This window comes from Streptomyces sp. VTCC 41912 (genome assembly GCF_045799175.1).
Taxonomy (GTDB): domain Bacteria; phylum Actinomycetota; class Actinomycetes; order Streptomycetales; family Streptomycetaceae; genus Streptomyces; species Streptomyces albulus_C.
In genome coordinates this window covers 1-20,068 of the sequence record NZ_JBJMAB010000070.1, presented here as the reverse complement: position 1 = coordinate 20,068, position 20,068 = coordinate 1, and the positions used below count along the sequence as shown (strand labels likewise).

Below are 20,068 nucleotides of genomic sequence, written 5' to 3'. Positions count from 1 at the left end.
GCACCCCCGGGTGCGAGCCCCTTGCGGAGCGCGCGTTCACCGTCACCGCCCGCTCGGCCGCTGGGCGGCCTCCCGTGCGGCGCCGGGCGCGCTCCGCGGCCTACCGCACGTCACGCGCCCCTTCTGATGTACGGAGCCCCACTGAGCGCTGCGGCCCGGCGGGACTCCTTGAGGCCACCCAAAAAGGGGGAGGGCGGGCGTGTGGTGCGGAGATGTCGCCGAGCGCGCGTCAACTCTGGGCGTTCGGTGGCAGGGACGACAGGGCGGGTCGTAGATCGTGCCGCGCCCGGTGTGGCCGGAGCCGTCACCGCCCGACGATCATGCTGCCGTGGCCGTTGAGCATGTGGTCCACGCACGCCGGGCAGTCCTCGCGCGGGCCCAGGTGCTTGTGCTGCTCACGGCTGTCGTACGCGTGGAGCCAGCACTGGCGGCACTCGCCCGCCGGCGGATTCATGGCCTTCTCGCTCGCCATCATGGTCTCCCGTTCAGTGGTTGACGGTGGTGTTGGACCGGCCGAACCACTTGCCGTGGTTCGTGACCTGCGTGTTGTGCTCCTGGTGGACGGGTCCGGAGTAGTGGTGGTGGGTCGTGGCGGCCTTCACCGACCGCACGACTGAGCCGACGGCAACGACTGCGCTGGCCACGGCCGCGATGGGGAGCGTGACGAACAGGACGGACGTCAGCGTGATCGAGGCCAGACCCTGGAGCACGAGCCAGGCGCCGCAGCCAATGCCGGCGATGCCAGCGCCGACGCCGTGTTGGCCGGCGGACTGTCCGGCTCCCTGCCACCCCGCCCGCTCAAGTCGGGCGGAGGAGGCAACCGTCAGTCGTGGAGTTCGGTGCGGGCCCGAGAGAGCAGGCCGCGGCTCTCGTTGGTCACGGTGGTGCTCTTGATGACCTGGCCCTCGTAGATGTGGGTTGAGGTGCTGGCCTTCGCGCGGGAGACCGCGATGCCGATGCCGAGCGCGGCGAGGGCGACCCCGGCGAACGGGGCGAGGATGGCGAGGACGCCGGCCACCGTGATGCTGGACAGGCCCTGCAGAACCAGCCAGGCCGCGCAGCCGAGGCCGGTCGCGCCGGCGCCGATGCCGATGGAGGCCACGGCGATGCCGGTCGCCCAGGGCGGCACGACACGGGTCTCGGGCTGTGCGACGGGCGCGGTGGTGCCCGTCGTCGGGGTCGGGGTGGTGTCGCGGTAGGACGTCGGCGCGGTGGGGGCCGACCAGTCCGCGAGCAGTCGCTGAGCCTCTGCGGCGGCCTCGGCCTCGGTCATCGAGGGCCGGCCGGGGTTCGGGTCGGTGGTCACGTCGTGCCCTTTCTGCGGGGCCGGCCCCGGAGCGGAGTCCGGGGCCGAACTGTCAGCAGTCGTTCTTGCGGTACTTCTTCGTGCGCTTCAGGACGTGGTCCCGGCTGAAACCCGTGGCTTCGGCGGCGTCGAGCTGGAGGGCCTGGCCCTCGTCGAGCTCGGCGGCGATGGCCTGCCACATGACCTCGTCGGCGCCTTCCTTCAGCTGGTCCGCGGCGGCGTGCGCGTCGTCGCGGGTCTTCTTCAGCGCGGCGATCCGGGCCTTGGCCTGGTCGCGGGTGTCCTGGGTGGGGCGGGCCATAGCGGCTCCTTCGGGTCGTGAGGGACGATGTGCACCCCTCCCGCGCCGTTTGGAGCGGGGTGTGGGGCCCGTGGCGGCCGGCGACCTTGCCGGGATGACGGCCGCCACGGGGCGTCTCTACTTACGGGTGATCAGTTTGGTGACGCGCCTCTCGTGGAGGCACAGGGTGTAGCCGCCGGACAGGGTGATGACGAGCCAGTCGCCGTCGTCGTCGAGGGACTCGACCACGACGCTGATGCTGGCGCCGGCCTCGGTGGTGATGGTGCCGTAGGGCGCCGGTCGCCCCTTCATGTAGATGGCGCCGTCGTCGGTGTGGAGCTGGAAGTAGACGTCGTCCTCGATCACGCGGGAACCCCTTATTCGCAGTCGCTTTTGATGGCTTTTTCGCTGGCGGTTTTGCCTACCGGGTGAGGGGGACCGCGGGCACGGGGACGGTCGCCTCGGCCGCCAGGGCGACGTGGATGAGCACGTTGCACGTGGCCCCCGAGGCGTTGCCCAGGTGCGTGGCGAGGGTCTCGTCTCCCAGCTCGGTGGCGCGGTCGGCGAGGCTGGCGAGGTAGGCCCAGATGTCGTGCAGCTCGTCGTGCAGCTCGACCAGGCCGGGCTGGAGCGCGAGCGAGTCGGTCAGGCGGGCGGCGCCGGCGGCGTGGGTGCCGGCCCGGTCGACGAACGTGTCGAAGGAATTCCGTGCGATGGCGTCGCGGACCTCCTCGGCGGATTCGTGGACCTGCGCCTTGCCCGTGAGCCGCATGAAGAAGCTGGTCAGGGAGTGGATCACTGTCATCTCCTGTCTGCTTTTTCGCTGTCTTTTTCGTTGGCGGTTTTGCTGGTGGTCAGAAGTTGCGGCGGCGCGGGCCGGCGGCGGAGCGGCGGCGCTGCGGGGTCTGGACGCTGCCGGACACGGAGTCGGCCTGCACGTCCAGGTCGTCGGTGAGCGCTGTGTCGGTCGCGGTGACGTGGACGTCGCCGGAGATCGTGCTGGCGCGGAGGTCGCCGCCGGCCGTGGCGTGGACGCGGATGTCGCCGCTCATGGCCGTGAGGTGGGCGGTGCCGCCGAAGTCAGCGATCGTGATGTCGCCGCTCATCGTCTTGCCCTCGACCACGTCGGTGCGGCCCAGGCGCAGGTCGCCGGACTGGGTCTTGGCGTTGATGTTCGCGGCCTGCGCGACCAGGACGTCGCCGGACTGGGTGCTGGCGGTGACCCGGGCGGCGTGACCGTCCATGCGGACGTCGCCGGATTGGGTCTGCGCGGTGATGTTGAGGACCGCGCCCTCGACGACGATGTCGGCGGACTGGCTGCGGCCGAGGAGCGAGCTGCCCTCGGGGACCACCGCGGTGATCTCGATGGGGGCCGAGCCCTGGAGCACGTTGACGGTGCCGCCGACGCCGCCGTTGAAGTGGAAGACACCCCCCGAGATGTTCAGGTCGCCGGCGGACACCGCGACCATCGAGCCGACGTTGTTGCTGACGTGCTGCACGATCCTGCCGCCACCGTGGCCGCCACGGATCGTCTGGGTGATGGTGCCGCCGCCGGTGCCCTGGACGCAGGCGTGCAGCCCGGTGGCCGACTGACGGAGCGTCGCCGTCTGGACCGCCTCGGCGGCCGGGCCCTGCTCGTCGGTGGTGTGGAGGGTGAGGGTCGCGCGGTCGCAGTCGGCCTCCGCCCGGACGGTGATGGTGCCGCCGTGCTGGAGCAGGGAGACGTCGAGGCTGATGGGTCCGGTGGTCTCGGCGGCGAGCTTGCGGGTGGTCACAAGTTTTCCCTTTCGCTTACGTTTCCGCTTGCGTTTTCGCTTGCGGTAATTCGAGTATGCAGACTCCGAGTCTGCGCGTCTAGGGTTTGGCAGACTCCGAGTCTGCGAAGATGGTGTTCTTGCAGTTCAGAGCCGGAAAGAAACCTTCGGGTCGGCCCTCGGAAGGCTCACTACTTGAGCGCTGCGGCGATGTCCGCAGCGGCCTTGCGCCGGATCGCTTCGGCCTCGGAACTGCCGCGGTTTTCGGCACTGCCCTTGGCTTTGGAGTGCTTGGAGGACGGTGCCGCGCATTGGGGGCAGGGGATCGCGATTCCCGGGGAGGTGATGCGCCCGGTGTCCTCGCAGACGAGGCACTTCGGGCCCTTCTTCCGCGGCTCCATCCCGTACGCCTTCATATAGGCCCTGACCGGGGGCGGGGGCTTCTCGGCCGCCTTCGCCTCCGTCGACTTCGGCGAGGTGACCGGCTGCACGCCGCCGGCCTGCCAGGCCCAGGCCGCGCGCAGTGCGCCGGCGACCGGGCGCATCGCCTCGTTCTTGACGCGCCGTCCGACTTTGCGCGCCGGGGTGTGAACCGTCTTCGTGACCTGCGCCTTGAGCATCTTCTTGGCTTTGCGCAGGGGCTTCTTCACGCGGGCTTTGGCTTTCCGCTTGCCGTACTTCGCCATGTAGGCGGCGGCGGCGCGGATGTCGGCGGCGTGGTCGATCGGCGGGGCCGGCTCCTCGCCGTAGCCGGCCTTCAGCAGCCACAGCCAGTCCGGGTCGGCGGCGCCCCAGCGGATGCGGCAGTAGGCGAGGTACATGCTGATGTCGAGCGGCGTGGCCCAGGTGTGGCCCGCGGGGCACTGGGCCTGGACCTCGCGGTCGCCCGGCCGGTGAGCGAGTCGCAGGCCCTCCTCCATCTCGCACAGCGGGCAGATCAGGGGCACCTGCTCCCAGCGAACGCGGATGGTGTGGGCGGGGTCTTGGACCAGGTGCCGGAAGCGGCGCTGGAAGATCAGGAAGTTGTCGCCGGCGTCCGGGTTGAACGCTCGCCACGGTTGGATCGGCATTCGGACTCCTAAGGACATCTCGGGCGCGGAACGGGGGCGGAACAACGGGGAACATGCAGGTCAGAGAGGTGGAACGGCTGCGGAACAGGGTCTGCGGGGGCGGAACACGTTCCGGGTCCGGTGGCCTTGTTCCGAGCCGGTTCCGGACGTGTTCCGCCACGCTGACCTGCATGTTCCTGCGGTGTTCCGGGCGTCAGTCCTCGCCCAGGAGGGCCTGAAGATCCTTCAGCCGGTAGCCGCGAGCGGTCGTCGGCGACCCCTTCGGGCGGTACTTGCCACGGGTCCAGCTCAGCCCGTGCGGCTCCAGGACGGCCCGCAGGACCCGGGCGACGATCTCCTCCGGGGAGACCGTGGAACCGTCGTCCGAGGTGAAGTTGCTCGGGGTCCAGGTCTCGGGGTCGTCCTCCTCCAGGGCCTCGTAGAGCTCCTCCGGGCTCATCCCGCTGGGGTCGCCGGCGCCTTCGAAGATGGCGCGGATGACCTTCAGCAAGGCGATCTGGCCCGGCTCCTGGTCCTCGTCCTCGTCGACCAGGTCGTCGTCGCCGGCCGGCAAGCTGCCGATGCCGCCGGCGAACTTCGCGCTGTCCGGGTCGACGTCGAGCTCGCCGGCCTCGGCGCGCTCGCGGGCTCGGCCGTCGGCCTCGTCGTCGGGCAGGATGCAGGCGCGGTAGGGGATGGGCTCGCAGTAGTCGCCGCCGGCCAGGACGTAGGCGACGGAGGCGTCGTTGATGGCGTTGCCCATGGCGGGCAGCAGGCGGTCCGGGCGCCAGCCCTGGGCCATCGCGCCGCCGCCGGCGATCAGCTTGATGTCGTCGGTGTCGCAGGCGCACATCACCTGGACCGGCAATTCCGACAACCAGGCGTTGGCCTTGACCCGGTCCTTGGTGACGGCCTGCGTGGCGACGACCAGCGTCACGTCCGACTTGGCGGAGGTCAGGGCGATCTGCTGGACCAGTTCGTCCAGGCGCATCGGCTTGTCCTCGGGGCAATCCTCGTCAGGCTTGGGGAATACCTCGCGCGCCGCGGCGGTGACCAGGGCGGGGAATTCGTCGATGACGATGGTGATTCCAGGCCGCGCCGGGGAGGACTCCCAGTTCAGCCCCATGCCGAACTTGTCGAAAAGCTTCGGGCGTCCCATTCCGATCGCCAGAGCCCATTCCAGGACCTGCCGGGCTTCCCAAGGCGTCCGCGCGACGGCCGCCATCGCCCTGCGGTACGGGCCGAATCCGGAACCGTAGGAGCCCAGGTCGATCCCGACGATGATGCGGTCGTTGGTCGCGGTCAGCGCGTCGAGAATGGCCCGGAGCATCGTCGACTTTCCCGACCGGGACTTTCCCACCACGCAGGCGTTGGTGCGCTTCAGCGGAAGTGCCAGGACTCGCCCGGACATGTCCGCGCCGATCTGCGCCTCGTGGATGCTGTCGGTGGTGACCGACTTCGGCGCACGGTAGGGCAGCGCCGGCACGGCCTTCCACGGGTCCTCGCCGGGAATGCGCAGCGTGCACTCGTTGCGGGCCCGCGCCGCCTGCTGGAGCAGGATCGAATTGGTCCGCACGCCCGGCAGGCACGCCTCCAGCTTGCCCAGGTTCTCCGACAGCTTCTCCGGGGTCTCGCGGTTCAGGACCAGCTCGACCTCGAAGCCCCAGCTGGTCGGCTTCACCTTCATCGCGTAGACGGAGACGCCGACGTCCTTGGTGAGTGCCTCCTGGAGCATCTGCTCGAACGCCCGCGGCGTCATCCCGAGTTCGAAGCGCTCGGGAAGGCCGGCCTCCGCCCGCTCCACCGCCTCCAGGTCCTCCGGCGCCATGTCCGGGGTCCGGCCGGCCCGGGCCATCACGACGAACTGCATCAGCACGCCGGCCGCCAGGCCGCCGACGCCCTCGGTGATGACGCCGGTCAGGTCGACGGCGGCGAACGGCAGGTACGCCGTCGACGCCCTGAGCGCGAACCGCTTCCGCGCGGCCTTCGTCAGCGACCCCGCCTGCGTCAGAGCGATCTGCGCCTCCTGCTGCATGACCTGAGCCGTCTGCCGCTTGGAGTCCTTCTGCGTCAGCGAATAGCGGGCCCTCCGGCTGGCGCTGACCGACTCGCGGGCGAGCATCTCCGCCCGCTGGCGGGCCGCGGCCGCCGTCAGCCCCTCCACACCGCGCGTCCACCGGTGCAGCCGCCCGACTCCCCGGACGGCCGCGGGGAAAACGCCCCTCGGCGTGATCTGGCGCCCCACCCAGCGGCGCGCCTTGCGGCGGGCCACCTTCTGCAGGTACTGCCGGCGGGCCTGACGACCCTCCTTCGTCCGCAGCGCGGGGTTGATCCAGGGCCGGTCGCCCTCCTCGTCCTCGGCCAGCTCCCAGGAGGGGATGACCTTGCCCTCCAGCGGCGCACCAGCCGAGGAAGGAGCGGCACCGCCCGGGGTCTCCTCGCCACCCAAAGCGGGGGAGGGCTCCTCGGCGGCGGGGACGGCGGCCGAGCGCGGCGCCGTAGCGGTGGACAGGTAGGTCACGGTGGCCAGTTCGGACTCGTCGGGGACGGAACGGCTCGGCTGCTCAGTCATGCTTGTCCTTCTCCTTCGGGAGGAGGCGGGCCCGGTAGCGCGCTGTAGGAGGTGGAGCTGCCGGGCCCGCCGCATTCGGGGGGAGGTAGATCAGGCGCCGGCCGCGACCGCGGCAGGCTCGTCTTCGGTGGGCACCAGCTGGAGCGGACGGGCGTTGCCCTTACGCTCCGCCACGATCACGTCGCGCAACTTCATCGCGTCCTCACGACGGACCTTCAGCCGCTTCGCCAAGCTCGTCGCCGAGATCGTCTTGCCCTCGGCAAGGAGGTCGACGGCAACCTCCCGGGCCCGGTCCAGGTGCCGTTCCCAGTCGCCATCCCGCTCGGTGTTCCCGGTCGCCTTCGCGGCCTTCCCGAGAGCCTTCTTCGCGGGCTTCTGCGGGCCGCTGTCGGCCGATCCCGAAAGCGTCCCCTTCCCTTGCGGGAATTGGGTTGTACGGTCCTTAGCGGGTCCTTCGAGGCGCTCTACGGACACAGTCTGAGAGAGGGTCGGCAGCACCGAACCGGGCTTCCCGGGGAGGGGGTTGTGCAGGGCCGCGAGGATGCCCGCGCGGATGCCCTCCGGAGCGTTCTCCGCGCCCTCGTCGATGGCCGCGCCGAGAGTCAGACGGGCGGTCGTCGCCTGCGAGTACAGCTCCGGCGTCAGCCCCGGCTCGGCCCCGTAGTGGATCCGCCACGCGGCCGCGAAAGCCTCACTCTCCGTCAACTGCCCGAAGCCGACCGCCGACACCAACCGGTCCGCTGCCTCAGCGACCTCCTTGTGGTGCTTGCGCTTGTTCTTCTCGTGCTCGCGGCGGGCCTTCTCCTCACGACGCTCCTCCCGGGACTTGCCCGAGGAGCCGTGCGTCTTCATGTCCCAGAGGTAGATCGCCACCAGGGAGCTCGCCGCGAAGACCACCGCGACCCACTTCTCGTGCGGGAGCTTCTGGGCCCAGTGCCAGTAGTTCACCGCCGCCGACATCACGGCCGTCGTCCACGTCCCGATCCGGTACTTCGTGGTCGACCGGCCCTCGTCCTCGGCCGTCTTCCCCATGAAGGTCAGCGCCCAAGCACTGCCCTCCAGCATCGCGGCCAGCAGCGCCGCCAGGAGGCCGAAGACCCCCGCGTCGGACAGCGCCCCCACCTGGGAGATGACAGCCGGGACGATCGCCGAGAGCATCACGAACCCGACGAAGACCGTGACCGGGTTGGCGTTGAACCACCGGACCACCCGAGCGACCTTCGCCCGCCGGCCGGCCGCCTTGCGCTGCTTTTCCTGCTGCCGCTGGCGCTTGTCCTGCTGCCGCTGCCGGCGCGCAGCCTCCTCCTCCTTGCGCTTCCGCTCGGCCTTCGCCTCCGCGTCCCTGCGCTTCTCCTCGCCCTTCAGCTGCTGGGCCTGGAGCTGGGCCTGCAGCTCCAGCCTCCGGTCCTCTCGCTCGCTGGCGGCGCGCATCTCCTCGTCGCGCCGACGCTCTTCGCGGTACGTGCTCATCAGGCGGTCCTCCTCGCCGGGTCGTCGGCGGATTCAGTGCGGGGAAGGAAGGGGGTCAACACGACGTCCAGCGCGATGACGGCGATGGCCATCAGCAGCAGCCCGACGCGGGCGAGGACCGACAGCTCTATCCCGACCAGCCAGGCCCCACCGGCGACCGCGGCGACCAGCCGCAGTCGGCCCAGGACCAGGGGCAGGAACGCGAGCAGCAGTTCCCAGCGCGGATTGACGGTGATCACGCCGCCACCGCCGCCGGGGATCCGGGGCCGGCGGTGTGCACCAGGCGCAGGGCCGGCTGCGGCTGCTCGGCCCGCGGCTGGCGGGCCCGGCTCACCGCGCCGGCCGGGTCGACGGCGCCGACCGAGGCCAGCACCTCGTAGGAGTCGAAGTCGGCGCCGGTCCAGTCGGCCACCTCGGCGGCCGGCGCGACGGGCGCGGGGGTCATGGGCTTCCGACGGCGCAGCTCCCGCGGCATCCGGCGCAGCAGTCGCCGGTAGTACCGGGCGTCCTCCCGGTCGGCGTCCGTCTCGACCTGGAAGCCGTCGAGGAACGAGGTCATCGCGTCGCGGCTCATCAGCCCGCCGGCGGTGAACTCCGTCGCGAGGTCCAGCGGCTCGACGTCAGCGAAGTCGAAGCCGCCGGCGACCTCAAGAAACTCGGCGGGGGTAACGATCCGCTGCCCGTTGACGATGGTGCTCATGGGTCGTGCTCCTCTCGATGGAACGGCCCAGTGGCCCCGCAATGCGTCCTGCACGACGCGCGGGGCCACGCCCGTTTTAGGCATGGCGGTGCCGTCCAATCCCTGGGTGTTGTCCCGGGACTGTCGGGCACGGAATGACGATGACAGCGAAGTCCCGGGACTGTCAACAGTCCCGGGACAGTGTTGTCCCGGGACTGTAATTGAGCTTGTCCCGGGACTATGGTTCACTGATCGCGTTGAGAGGAGGGGTTCTGTAATGGCACCCAAAACGCCGCAGTGGCGTGTACTCGCAGATCAGATCGCCGGGGAAATCGCTGCCGACGCCGAGGGGTATCGCCCCGGGGACCCACTACCGCAGATTCGGGAGATGGTGGCCCAGGGCAAAGGCTCGAAGACAACGGTTCTCGCCGCGTACAAAGCCTTGGAGGCCGAAGGTCTGGTCAGCATGGTCCGGGGCCATGGCACAAAGGTCCGCCGTCGACCTCCGCACCAAATCCGCCGCCACCAAGAGCGCTACATCTGGGAAAAGCGCCTGGCCAAGCGAACCTACGAGGAGCGGCACAACAACGGGGTGATCGACAAGGACACGGGCCTCGACCACGACCAGATCGAGTGCCACACCGTCTTCAGTACCCTCCCCGCAGACACCGACCTCGCTCAGCGGTTCGGGATCGAGCTCGGCACCCTGATGCTGCACCGCAACTACTGGCACAGCACCGCGGGCGACACGACCGCGATGTCTCTGATCGACTCCTACCTCGTCCACGAGGTTGTCGCCCAGAACCCCGACCTGCTGGACAGCTCCAAGGAGCCCTGGCCCGGGGGCACGCATCACCAGCTGAGCACGGTCGGAATCGAGATCGACGAGATCCAGGACGGGATCAGGACCAGGCTGGCCACCCCCGAGGAGGCCAAGAAACTGGGCATCCCCGTCGGCAGTGCCGTGATCTTGCTGGACAAAACCAGCATCTCGACCACCGGCGACGTGGTCGAGTACTCCCACGTCGTCCTCCCCGGCGAGCGCACCCAGATCCAGTACTCCGTCCAGCTGGAGAGGTGGCAGCAGTGACTCGCATCGTTTCGATCGTCACACCGGTTCACGACGCCGCTCTGCCATACCTCCACGAAGCGTTCGCCTCCCTCCGCTCCCAACAGCTGCCAGAGGGCTGGGCATGGGAGTGGCTCGTCCAGGTCGATGGTGGCAACGGCCACGAGGTCCCTGCCGAGATCCTCAAGGACGACCGTGTCCACGCAGGCGGCGGACGACGAGGTGGGCCCGGAGTTGCGAGGACCACCGCGTGGGGCCGCAGCACCGGCGAACTGGTGAAGGTGCTCGATGCCGACGACGTTCTGCCGGCCGGCGCCGTCGCCCGGGACATCGCAGCGATGGAGGCTCACCCGTCCATCGGCTGGACAGTCGCTCGGGTGCTCGATCTCCTCCCCGACGGCTCTCTCCGGGGCTGCCCGGGAGATCCTGAGCCTGGACCTCTCCCCCGCGGGGGCATCTACGACTACTGGGCCGAGACACACCGGCCTCCGGTACATCCCGCGACGCTCTGCATCCGTGAAGAGCTGCTCGCACTGGCAGGAGGCTGGATGGCTCTTCCCGCCTCGGAGGACACCGCCCTCCTCGTGGCGCTCGACCTCATGGCTCCCGGCTACTTCATCGGCGAGCCCGGCCTCCACTACCGCAAGCATGAGGCGCAGACGACTGCTCACGCAGATCACCGAGACGGCCCCGAGTGGGAGGCTCGGATGAAAGCGATCGCCAAGCACGCGAAAGCACTACGCAGACTCGGAATCGGCGGATCGGTGATCAAAGGGCAGGATTGAGCCCCAGAAACACCGAAGGCGCCCTGCCAGGGGCGCCTCGGTGACTGCAAGGCCGGGACGGCAATCCCGGCGAAGTCGAGAGAACTAGTTCAGGAGCTCTCCAACATGAGGGTACGAGAAACTTCCCGCCAGGCGCCACATGCGCTTAGCCACAATACTGACGCTTTCCGCACTCTTCGGGCGACCTTGCTCGCTTCGGCGGTCCGCTACGCGGGACTCGGGATGTACGTCCACCCGCTGCTGGTAGGCGGCAAAGAGCCTCGCTGGTCCGACTGGGAGCGACGCGCAACGATCGACCCTGACCTCATCCATCGGACCTGGGGACGGGCACCGTTCAACATCGGGATCGCCTGCGGCCCCTCCAAGCTCGTCGCCCTTGACCTCGACGTCCCGCATAAGGGCGAGGTGTCCGACTCTCCAGAGATCGTCGACGGCATGACGATGCTGGATGCCCTCGCTGCCCGTACCCCCGGCGCACAGATCACTCCTACCCTGACGGTGCGCACGCCGAGCGGCGGCCGCCACCTTGTCTATCGCGCCCCCGCTGAGGCCGCCGTGCGCAACACCGCGAGGACGCTGGGATTCTGCCTCGACACCCGTGCGGCTGGCGGGTACATCGTCGGGATCGGCTCGGTCGTCGACGGGTCCGCATACTCCCTGGAGGGTTCCGTCATTGAGCCGGCAGTGCTGCCGGACTGGCTGCTGACCCTGGTCACGACTCCAACTACGCCACCCAAAGCGGGGGGAGCGCCGCGACGGGCTGACGTGGTGGCCCGGCTGCAGGAGCTGGCTCGGCAGGGCAGCCGGGAACAGAGGTGGGCCGCGGGCATTCTGCGGTCCGAGTGCGACGAGTTGGACTCGCTGCGGGAGACTGGCGGGCGCAACAACCGGCTCAACCTGGCGGCGTACCGCGCGGGCCAGCTCGTGGCGTCCGGTCTTCTGGACCAGGCCCTCGCCGAGGAGCAGCTGACGGCGGCCGCACAAGCGGCGGGGCTCGGCGTGGACGTCCCGCATGAGATCGAGCGGACGATCCGATCCGGCATGACCGCCGGCCTTGCACGTCCCCGTCAGATGGCGACGGTTCCTGTGCGCCGCATCGGCGGTGCTGCGTGACGACCTACTCCGAGACCAACGTTCCAGCCCAGAGTTCTGCCCCTCGTCGGGAGTGGCCGCGGCGCTCGTTCGACGACATCGGCAACGCCGAGCGCCTGGTCGACCATTACGGCAGCGAGCTGCGGTACCTGATCGACGCCGAGCAGTGGGCCGTCTACGAGGGCGGCAGGTGGGTGCTCAAGGGCGCCAAGTCGTTGCTGTGGAAGAGGGTCGTACAGACCGTCAAGGCTCTGCCGAAGACCGAGGCGTACGAGTACAACGCGGCGCGGCCGGTGAACGAGAACGGCAAAGAGCAGAAGTCCCAGCGGGACCTGTTCCTGGAATGGGTGTCGAAGTCCCGGCACCGCGGGCGGCTGGCGGCGATGCGCGACGTCGCCGAGGGTGAGCCGGACCTGTTCGGCGAGATGGGCGCCTTCGACCAGCACGAGCAGCTGCTCAACGTGAAGAACGGGATCGTGGACCTTCGCGACGGCAGTCTGGTGCCGCACGATCCCGAGCTGTACCTCATGCAGCAGTCGCCGGTCCGGTTCGATCCGCACGCCGAGTGCCCGATGTGGCTGCGGTTCCTGGAATCGGTCATGCCCGACAAGGAGCGCCAGGCGTACCTTCGGCGCGTCGTCGGCTACACGCTCACCGGCAGCACCGACGAGCAGGCGATGTTCGTCCACCACGGCACCGGTATGAACGGCAAGTCGGTGTTCGTCGACGTCATCATGGGGCTTCTCGGCGACTACGCCCAGGCCGTGCCGCGTACGACGCTGCTGGCCAAGAAGGAAGACGGCATCCCGAACGACGTGGCGCGGATGGTCGGCAAGCGGATGCTGTCGACCACCGAGACCTCGGCTGGCAAGAAGCTCGACGACGAGCTGGTGAAGCAACTCACCGGCCAGGACATGATGTCCGCGAGGTTCCTGCATGGCGAGTACTTCGACTTCAAGCCCGTCGGGAAGATCCACCTGGCCACGAACTACTTGCCGAAGGTGGGTGCCGGCCATGGCATCACCCGGCGGCTGCACGACATCGGCTGGGACGTCACTGTGCCGCCGGAGGCCCGTGTCCCGAAGTTGGCAGAGAAGATCCTGCGGCAGGAGTCGGCAGGCGTGCTGAACTGGGCTCTCCAGGGCTGCAGGGAGTGGCAGCAGCATGGCCTGGCCATGCCGGAGGCGGTGCGCGCGAAGACGGCACAGCACATCGCCGAATCCGACCCGATCTCGATGTGGTTGGAAGAGAACACCGAACGCTGCGACCTCGACCCGCACATCAGCGCTGAGGTCTCCGGAAGCCTCTTCCAGAACTACAAGCTGTGGTGCCAGAGCGGTTCGCTGCGGGAGATGTCCGTCATGGCGTTCAGCCAAGCCCTGGAGGAGCGCGGGTTCGAGAAGGACAAACACCCGAAGACACGCCGGTCCGTGATGCTCGGCCTGCGGGTCAAGACAAACGGGTTCTAGGCGGGCCTGCGGAAGGGGCGGTCGGATCACCGGCCGCCCCTTCCGCATGCCTGAGCCTCCGCCTGACGGCCATACAGGACCGGGGCGCCCCCTTGGTCCGCCGAGTCCTCACAAGCCCTCACATCGCCTCGACGGGCGTCCGCTGCTCGTGAGCGGCCCGGATGACGGCCGGCTGAAGGTCCTTCACCCCCTCTGACCTGCGGTTCGTAGGACCTTCGAAGGACCTTGGGGCCCTATCTGAGCTGAAGGCGGTGGGCTCGCAGAGACATTGACGGGCTATCTAGCGTGATTGAACGTAAAAGCCCAGTTCAAAAGCCATGTCATGGCATTTGAACTGGAAGTCGAGATGAATCAGCGGTCCGTGATGTCGCTGGACTTCGAAGGACCTTGCGAAGGACCTTCGAAGGACCTTGAGAAGGTCCTTCACCCTCTCTGACCTGCGGTTCGTAGGACCTTCGAAGGACCCGAAGGACCTTAGAGGGGGTAACGCACATGAAGATGACTCAAGGCGTGCTCCTCGTACTAAGAGCTCTACCCCTGAAAAGGTCCTTCGGGTCCTTCGGGCCCTTCGAAACCGCAGGTCAGAGCCTCGAAGGACCTGAACGAAGGTCCTTCGAGGTCCTTCGCACCGAGCACGGTGAGCCGGGTGCGGTGCGAAGGACCGTGACGTCGCCCCGCTTTGGGTGGCTCTTTGCGTCTGGGCATTAAGCGGCAGCGCCCGCAACAACCACGTGATGCAGATCGGCGTGGGCAAAGAGACGCCCGCATTCCCGCCAGCGGAAAAGCGGGCGAGAATGCGGGCGGGAAATCCAGTGCCGGGGTACTGCTTGGGGGCTCAGGCTGTGTCCTGGCCTTCGGGAAGGCCAGGGTCTTCGATCTTGTGGCGTTTGAAGTACTGCTCAAGCGCCTGCTCGACGATGGACTGCGGGTTGAGGTCGAGCTGTTCGACGGCGGCTGTGAGGCGTCGGTCGGTCGAGGCGAGGATCCGGACGGAGAGCATGGCGCGCTCGGGGCCACGGGGCCGGCCGCGACGACGGGGGGGCCGTTGCGGGGCCCGAGAGGGTTGTGCCTCTGGCCCCTCTGCGCGGCTGCCTACCTTGGGTGGACCGACCTTGGCTGTGAGCGTGGGGGGTCCCATCTTGGATCCCATCGGGGATTGGCCGCTGGGGAGGTTGCGCTTCTGCTTTCGGCTCATGCGGGTGCAACCTCCTTCATGAAGCGCTGGGCGAGCAGTTCGAAAACGGCCCTGACCTCATGGCTGTCGGAGATGGCCCCGAGGGGTTCGCCGTACTCATCGGCGTTGGTGACGACGGCTCGACGGGGGACGACGCCCCAGATGGCATCGCCGAAGATGTCGCGGGCGCCATCGAGCTGGCCGACGTGTGCACCGATTCGCATGTCGTATCCGCCGACGACGACGCCGAGGAAGCGAAGGTCGGGGTTGCCGAGATCGTCGCCTGAGTTGCCGACGAAGTCTCGGTAGCGAACGGCGGCTTCGATGCTGTCGTACTCCGGTTCGGAACTGGCCAGAGCGAAGTGGGCTGCTGCCAACGCCATCTGTGTGAGGTGTCCGAGGGACGGGGGGCAGTCGATGAGGACGTAGTCGAGATCGTCGTCGGTGCCGTGCAGAGCTTTCGCGAGACGCCGCCAGGCGCCCTTCATGCCGGCCTCGGTGGCTCGGTCTTCGAGGGTGTAGCGGGCGGGGATGAGCCTGATTCGCTCGGCGTAGGGTGCGGTCCAGCCGATGGGTTGCCAGACCTGCGCGGCCTGGCCCTCATGGATGACCTGGTGCTTGTCGTATTCGACCGCCTCCGCGGCGGTCAGCGGAGGAGTCTCCGGGGTGTCCTGCCAGCCAAGCCGGCGAGATGCGTTGCCCTGGGGGTCGAAGTCGAGGACGCCGACGCGCTTCCCCGACTTGGCGAGAGCCTCAGCGAGTCGGACGGTCAACGTCGTCTTCTTGGCCCCGCCCTTGTTGTTGCCGATCGCCACACGTAGTGCGGGCATCCGGTCTCCCTTCATTGTGTAGCTGAAGATTGCCGATCTTGCGTACGAAAACGCAAGCTGACCTGTGTGCGTTCTTGCTGGCAATACAGCAAGCGGGAAATGCGAGTGAACGCGTGCTATCTAGCATGATTGCTCGTAAATCCCCAGGTGCAGTGCGTGTCGTTCTCAGCTGCGGACTTGGTTGTGCTGCGTGGGGTTAGCGTGTGGCGCGTTTGACGGCGGCGCGGATGATGTCGCCGGTGGTGACGATTTGGTCCTGGAGCTTGGCCTTCTCCAGGAGGCTGTCGGCGTCCGGGCGGGCGGCGCTCATGGCGCACCAGAGGTCGATGATGGTGACGGCACCGCGGCGTTGGGCTTCTCGCATGATGACCTCCTGGCCGTCGCCCCACCGGGTCTGCCACTCCCATAGGGCGGTTGCGGCCGGGGCGGATGTCCAGTGGCAGGCGCGTACCAGCTGCTCGCCGAGGTCGCCGGGGAGTCGGACAGGCATCCGCGCGGTCATGGTGGTCCGGTCGTCGGCGCTGCTGCGGTGGTAGTGGCGGGGGCCGGTGCCGACGCGTCGTCCGGGCATCGCGGCCTGCTCGGCGGGTACGGGCTCGAACTCGCCGTCCATCCGCCGGCGCTTCAGCTCGGCACGGACCTCACGTGCGACCACCAGGTCCCGGGTGCCGGTCAGCTTGCCTCGGTCCCGCAGCCGGTGGAACTCGGTGCGGATTTCTCCGCGGGCCTGGCTCAGGGCTTTGCCACGGAGGAACTTCGTGCCGTGGAGGTCGCGGGCGGCGGCCAGCCACTCCAGTTCTACCTTCCGGCCGTCCTTCACCACGCGGTTGAGCACCTTGAGGTCATCGGGCTCAACAGCGACCACGAACGGCATCGTCAACATGCCGCGCAGTCTAGCTAGATAAAGGATCTCCCCTCGCTTCCGGCCGCTGTTCGTGGGCCCGGTGAAGGTCTGCCGCGAGGTACCGAAATGCACGCTGAATCGCTAGCATTTCTGCAAGCTAAAAAGGCTCAAGCAAGCTAGATAACGCGTCCCTCTTATTGCAGGTCAGAGCCGGTTTTCGGGTTGTTGCGCGGCCGGTTCTCCGGTTCTAACGTTCCGTCCGAACCCTCACCGCAGGAGGTTTTCTTGCCCAGCTCGATCCCCCCGCTCCCGGGCCTGACCCGGTACACCCGATGGGACCAGATCCCCGACGGCCTGCACACCCGGACCCAGCTCGACCGCCAGGGCCTGAAGCCGGCCGCGGACCCGGTGGGCCAGGTCCTCTACCACGGCAACTGCTACGCGCCGTTGTACGCACTGACTGCCACGGTGCCGAAGCGCACGTGCTCGCCGGCGCAGCGCGCCGTCCTCGACCGCGCTCGCCAGCTGCAGCTCGTATGCCGGCGCTGCGGTGAGGAGTCTGACGAGCCGTTGGGCCGGGGCCGCTACTGCGACGGCTGCCGGTACGCGATGACGATGTGGGAGCAGCACGACCAGGCGCAGGACCTTGCCGGCGAGTTGGTCGCCGACCAGGACGCCGTGCTCCTGGTCGTCGACGTCGAACCCGACGCGCTGCCGAACGCACAAGTCGTCGCCGTCGTCGCCGTCCACGACGCTCAGGTCCTCTACGCCGCGCCGGCCGGCGAGTACGGCACCGGGGAACGGGGCGAGGTCCTCGACCGGCTCGACGTTCTGCTCGCCGACCGCCGGGTCGTCCACGAGCCGAACTTCATGAGCCCCGCGTCGAGGTACCCGTGCGCACTGCTGAGCCTGCCCGGCCAGCCGATCCAGCCCGGACCGGATCCGCGACACCCGTGGGCGGCGCGCTCGACGGCCGACCCCAGCGTCGCGCGGATCTGGTCGGCCTGGTTCGGCTGGGTCGACTCCCCGGGCAGCACGATCCCCAGCATGCCCCGCGACGGCCAGCCGGTGCCCTGGAGCCGTTCCCTCGACGTCGCCGCCGACGGCTGCTCGATGGCCGGCCTTCTGCGCCGGATCGCGGACGGCACCGCACAGATCTGGTCGCGGGCGGCCTGGACGCTCGACGGACACGGAGTCCCGGCGAACGCCCCTCGCCTGCTCACGGGGGCGGCCCGGTGAGCTGGATGTCTCCCGAGAGCAAGCCAACACCTGTATAGGGCGAACACGTTCATCCGACGCAGAACCGAGGCGACCCCTCGGCGGAAGGAGTCCAGTGACGGACAACGAGAAGACCACGGTGACGACGGCGACCACAGAGGTATCGGTCGGCGTCGCCCAGCGAGCGGGAACCGAGCCGCCATGCGCGGACGGAGCCCACGTGCACCGGCGAGGGAAGCGGGTGTGCGCGGCCGTCGTCGACGGCGCCGGCCACCACGAGGAGGTCGTCGACCTTGCCCGGCACGCGCCGTCCACGATCGCCCTCATGGGCATGTCCATGGGCGGGCTCGTCGGCCTGACCACCGCCGCGCGGCTGGCCGACGCCTACGACTGCCCGCCACACATGTCCGCCATCGTCGCCTCCATGGAGCCCGGCTGGCCGACCAGCGTGCACTGGATCGGCGATTGCAGGGCGTACGGCTGGGACGGCGAGAAACTGACCCTGTGGAGTACGGACCAGACCATGGGTGAGTGGCTGCGGTGGAACGGCGGCAAAACCATCGAGCTGGTGCCCATCGAGGTCGCTGAGACCCAGGACAACTGGGCACGACTCGGCCTCGCCCAGGCGACAGAGGTGACGTGCCGCCAGCTGCAGATCCCCGAGGACGTCCCCCTGGTGCTGCTCGTCTCGGACGGGATCTCCGACCAGGTCGACCTGGAGACCGCCGAGGCCCTGTGCCGGGAGCACATCGACGCCCCGCAGGCCCTCGCGGACGCGTTTGTCGCCGCCGCCGAGGGCGAGGACGACCCAGAGACCGGGGAGCTGTACCGCGACGACGCGACGGTGGTCGTTCTGCGCAGGCCCTCCGCCTGACCTCGCACAGCAATCCGAGGGCCCTGGACGCACGCGTCCAGGGCCCTCGGGCTGCGGCCGGGACGAGGACGCCGGCCCCTCGCGAAGACGAGTACCCCGGGGTGTTGCGGCACGCCTTACAGCACGCGGTACAGCACGCGATACAGCACGCCCTACGACACGCCCTACAGCACGCTTTACGAACCCATGGGGCGCGGACCCGCACCGGTGCTGACCTGGCGTGGTGAGCGTGGTGAGTCCGTGCTCGGGTGCCTGACAACCCTCCGTGTGTTCCCCGACCTGGTGCTGATGGTGATGGTGGTGGCGTGGGTAGTGGTCCGTGCCGTCGGGTCGGGGCACGCTCGCCGCGCGGCTTAGCGCGGTGATCGGCGGCCGCCTCCCGCTGAGGTCGGTCAGCGGGCGAGTTGGTAGGACCGGCTGCGATGTGGGTCGTGGCGAACCAGGCCCTGGCTCTCCAACTGCTGCAGGTGGTACGCGACGGTCGACGCCGAGCGGCCGAGCGCGGAGGCTATCTCCCGGACCGTCGGCGGCCGCCCGGTCTCGGCCGTGAGTTCCCGCAGGGCTCGCGCCACACGCTCGCGCGGTGCGCTGTAGGCGGCGGTCACGGCCGGCTCCAGGCGCGTTCCTTCAGCGCCATCCGGGCAGCCGGCGCGCGGCCGGGGACGCGATCCCAGTAGGGGTGGGACGCGATCTGCACGGAGAGCCGCTGGAGCTGGCGCCGCAGGACGGTGGTCTGGGTGGGGTTCTCCCCCGCGGAGAGTTGTCGGTAGGCGGCGTACCAGGCGCTTTGGGCCTGGACCAGGTCGTCGGGGAAGTCGTAGTGCGTCACGCACCGAATTGCATCACATGTTCGAATTATGGTGTAGCACTCCCACGGGTGAACCAAAAGGGCCCCGGACGACGATCGCGTCCGGGGCCCGCGGCGTTGCTGTCGAACGCGGGGCAGCTACTCGACGGCGACCAGGCCGCGCTCGACCGCGAGGGAGACCAGGTGCTGGAGCAGCCGGGTGGCGACGTCGGCGTCGGCCAGCTCCCAGACGTGGCCCTGCGGGCACTCCAGGCCGCCCGGCTCGCCCCAGCGGCCCACCACCGTCAACTCCGTGCTGGCCCCGCACTGCGGGCACACCGCGATCTGCTCGTCCCGCCACTCCGGGACGTACTCGTCCGACCCCACCGTCGAGCCCTCCATCCGCAGCTCGTTGAGGTGCCGGCCGAGGTCGTCGGGCACGACGGAGCCGATGGTGCCTGCCACCGGTACGCGCCAGATGGCCGCCGGATCGGCGCCGGCGGGCGGGGTGGAGTCGAACTCGGCCGGGTACCTGACGATGCTCATCTCGGACGTCATACGGCGACTGTAGGGCTCGGTGCTGACACGCGATACGGCGTTGCCGGCCGCGCCGCCCGGGCCCGGTCGACCTGCCCCCGCTTTGGGTGGCTTGCTGAGTGTGGATCTGCCGCAGCGCTCAACGGTCCGTGCGGTGGGGCTGCGTGCGGGTGAGGGGCGGCAGGTGGCGGCCGCGCCCGGTGCTGGCCGGGAGGCCGTCTGCGGCCGAGTGGCCGGCACCGGTGAACGCGCGGCCGCCAAGAGGGAGAGCCGGGACGT

The 20,068-nt window shown here is 69.1% G+C and carries 24 protein-coding genes; 6 read left to right on the top strand and 18 right to left on the bottom strand.

Going from position 1 to position 20,068, the window contains the following annotated elements; translation table 11 throughout:
- Positions 1–304 precede the first annotated feature (304 nt).
- The 12 genes from ACJ6WD_RS40565 to ACJ6WD_RS40510 form a co-directional block, all read right to left on the bottom strand.
- Positions 305–472: a pRL2-8 gene (locus ACJ6WD_RS40565; protein ID WP_407617747.1), complete on the bottom strand. Its 168-nt coding sequence runs from the start codon at positions 470–472 to the stop codon at positions 305–307.
- Between the two features lie 13 nt (positions 473–485).
- Positions 486–710 carry a hypothetical protein gene (locus ACJ6WD_RS40560; RefSeq protein ID WP_407617746.1) on the bottom strand — a complete coding sequence of 75 codons (225 nt, stop codon included), beginning with the start codon at positions 708–710 and terminating at the stop codon, positions 486–488.
- 113 nt (positions 711–823) lie between these two features.
- A complete protein-coding gene (locus ACJ6WD_RS40555) occupies positions 824–1,306 on the bottom strand; it encodes a hypothetical protein (protein ID WP_407617745.1) in 483 nt (160 codons plus the stop codon).
- Between the two features lie 52 nt (positions 1,307–1,358).
- Entirely contained in the window at positions 1,359–1,607 is a 249-nt protein-coding gene (locus ACJ6WD_RS40550; protein WP_407617744.1) for a hypothetical protein, read from the bottom strand.
- 117 nt (positions 1,608–1,724) lie between these two features.
- The gene (locus tag ACJ6WD_RS40545; RefSeq protein ID WP_407617743.1) at positions 1,725–1,952 is read right to left on the bottom strand and encodes a hypothetical protein; all 228 of its coding nucleotides are present in this window, start codon (positions 1,950–1,952) and stop codon (positions 1,725–1,727) included.
- 55 nt (positions 1,953–2,007) lie between these two features.
- The gene (locus ACJ6WD_RS40540; RefSeq protein ID WP_407617742.1) at positions 2,008–2,391 is read right to left on the bottom strand and encodes a hypothetical protein; all 384 of its coding nucleotides are present in this window, start codon (positions 2,389–2,391) and stop codon (positions 2,008–2,010) included.
- 49 nt (positions 2,392–2,440) lie between these two features.
- Positions 2,441–3,361 (bottom strand): DUF4097 family beta strand repeat-containing protein, encoded by a 921-nt coding sequence (locus ACJ6WD_RS40535; RefSeq protein ID WP_407617741.1) that lies wholly within the window; start codon positions 3,359–3,361, stop codon positions 2,441–2,443.
- Positions 3,362–3,531: 170 nt separating this feature from the next.
- On the bottom strand, positions 3,532–4,410 hold the full coding sequence (locus tag ACJ6WD_RS40530) for a hypothetical protein (RefSeq protein WP_407617740.1): 879 nt from the start codon (positions 4,408–4,410) through the stop codon (positions 3,532–3,534).
- Between the two features lie 193 nt (positions 4,411–4,603).
- Positions 4,604–6,961, bottom strand: coding sequence for a hypothetical protein (locus tag ACJ6WD_RS40525; RefSeq protein WP_407617739.1), 2,358 nt, complete (start codon positions 6,959–6,961; stop codon positions 4,604–4,606).
- 90 nt (positions 6,962–7,051) lie between these two features.
- Positions 7,052–8,431 carry a DUF2637 domain-containing protein gene (locus ACJ6WD_RS40520; RefSeq protein ID WP_407617738.1) on the bottom strand — a complete coding sequence of 460 codons (1,380 nt, stop codon included), beginning with the start codon at positions 8,429–8,431 and terminating at the stop codon, positions 7,052–7,054.
- Positions 8,431–8,670 (bottom strand): hypothetical protein, encoded by a 240-nt coding sequence (locus ACJ6WD_RS40515; RefSeq protein ID WP_407617737.1) that lies wholly within the window; start codon positions 8,668–8,670, stop codon positions 8,431–8,433. The genes ACJ6WD_RS40520 and ACJ6WD_RS40515 overlap by 1 nt, the downstream gene beginning before the upstream one ends.
- Positions 8,667–9,131, bottom strand: coding sequence for a hypothetical protein (locus tag ACJ6WD_RS40510; RefSeq protein ID WP_407617736.1), 465 nt, complete (start codon positions 9,129–9,131; stop codon positions 8,667–8,669). Before ACJ6WD_RS40510 ends, ACJ6WD_RS40515 begins: the two co-directional genes overlap by 4 nt.
- On the opposite strand from ACJ6WD_RS40510, the gene ACJ6WD_RS40505 reads away from it, so the two are divergent.
- From ACJ6WD_RS40505 to ACJ6WD_RS40490, 4 genes are all read left to right on the top strand, one after another.
- Complete coding sequence (locus ACJ6WD_RS40505) at positions 9,121–10,200, top strand: GntR family transcriptional regulator (RefSeq protein ID WP_407617748.1); 1,080 nt, start codon at positions 9,121–9,123, stop codon at positions 10,198–10,200. The genes ACJ6WD_RS40510 and ACJ6WD_RS40505 overlap by 11 nt on opposite strands.
- Positions 10,197–10,964: a glycosyltransferase family A protein gene (locus ACJ6WD_RS40500; RefSeq protein WP_407617735.1), complete on the top strand. Its 768-nt coding sequence runs from the start codon at positions 10,197–10,199 to the stop codon at positions 10,962–10,964. Before ACJ6WD_RS40505 ends, ACJ6WD_RS40500 begins: the two co-directional genes overlap by 4 nt.
- A gap of 105 nt (positions 10,965–11,069) precedes the next feature.
- Positions 11,070–12,077, top strand: coding sequence for a bifunctional DNA primase/polymerase (locus ACJ6WD_RS40495; protein WP_407617734.1), 1,008 nt, complete (start codon positions 11,070–11,072; stop codon positions 12,075–12,077).
- Positions 12,074–13,525 (top strand): phage/plasmid primase, P4 family, encoded by a 1,452-nt coding sequence (locus ACJ6WD_RS40490; protein WP_407617733.1) that lies wholly within the window; start codon positions 12,074–12,076, stop codon positions 13,523–13,525. Before ACJ6WD_RS40495 ends, ACJ6WD_RS40490 begins: the two co-directional genes overlap by 4 nt.
- Positions 13,526–14,360: 835 nt before the next feature.
- On the opposite strand, the gene ACJ6WD_RS40485 is transcribed toward ACJ6WD_RS40490, so the two are convergent.
- The 3 genes from ACJ6WD_RS40485 to ACJ6WD_RS40475 all read right to left on the bottom strand — a co-directional run bounded on the left by ACJ6WD_RS40485 (position 14,361) and on the right by ACJ6WD_RS40475 (position 16,412).
- The gene (locus tag ACJ6WD_RS40485; RefSeq protein WP_407617732.1) at positions 14,361–14,525 is read right to left on the bottom strand and encodes a hypothetical protein; all 165 of its coding nucleotides are present in this window, start codon (positions 14,523–14,525) and stop codon (positions 14,361–14,363) included.
- 191 nt (positions 14,526–14,716) lie between these two features.
- Positions 14,717–15,529 carry a ParA family protein gene (locus ACJ6WD_RS40480; RefSeq protein ID WP_407617731.1) on the bottom strand — a complete coding sequence of 271 codons (813 nt, stop codon included), beginning with the start codon at positions 15,527–15,529 and terminating at the stop codon, positions 14,717–14,719.
- A gap of 196 nt (positions 15,530–15,725) precedes the next feature.
- Positions 15,726–16,412 (bottom strand): hypothetical protein, encoded by a 687-nt coding sequence (locus tag ACJ6WD_RS40475; protein ID WP_407617730.1) that lies wholly within the window; start codon positions 16,410–16,412, stop codon positions 15,726–15,728.
- Positions 16,413–16,658: 246 nt separating this feature from the next.
- On the opposite strand from ACJ6WD_RS40475, the gene ACJ6WD_RS40470 reads away from it, so the two are divergent.
- Together ACJ6WD_RS40470 and ACJ6WD_RS40465 are read left to right on the top strand one after the other, a co-directional pair.
- Positions 16,659–17,612, top strand: coding sequence for a hypothetical protein (locus ACJ6WD_RS40470; RefSeq protein WP_407617729.1), 954 nt, complete (start codon positions 16,659–16,661; stop codon positions 17,610–17,612).
- 94 nt (positions 17,613–17,706) lie between these two features.
- Complete coding sequence (locus tag ACJ6WD_RS40465) at positions 17,707–18,465, top strand: hypothetical protein (protein WP_407617728.1); 759 nt, start codon at positions 17,707–17,709, stop codon at positions 18,463–18,465.
- A 392-nt stretch (positions 18,466–18,857) separates the two neighbouring features.
- Here the strand turns inward: ACJ6WD_RS40465 and ACJ6WD_RS40460 are convergent, their stop codons facing one another.
- The 3 genes from ACJ6WD_RS40460 to ACJ6WD_RS40450 form a co-directional block, all read right to left on the bottom strand.
- A complete protein-coding gene (locus ACJ6WD_RS40460) occupies positions 18,858–19,070 on the bottom strand; it encodes a LexA family protein (RefSeq protein ID WP_407617727.1) in 213 nt (70 codons plus the stop codon).
- Complete coding sequence (locus ACJ6WD_RS40455; RefSeq protein ID WP_407617726.1) at positions 19,067–19,294, bottom strand: hypothetical protein; 228 nt, start codon at positions 19,292–19,294, stop codon at positions 19,067–19,069. The genes ACJ6WD_RS40460 and ACJ6WD_RS40455 overlap by 4 nt, the downstream gene beginning before the upstream one ends.
- A gap of 117 nt (positions 19,295–19,411) precedes the next feature.
- On the bottom strand, positions 19,412–19,810 hold the full coding sequence (locus ACJ6WD_RS40450) for a hypothetical protein (protein ID WP_407617725.1): 399 nt from the start codon (positions 19,808–19,810) through the stop codon (positions 19,412–19,414).
- Positions 19,811–20,068: the final 258 nt, after the last annotated feature.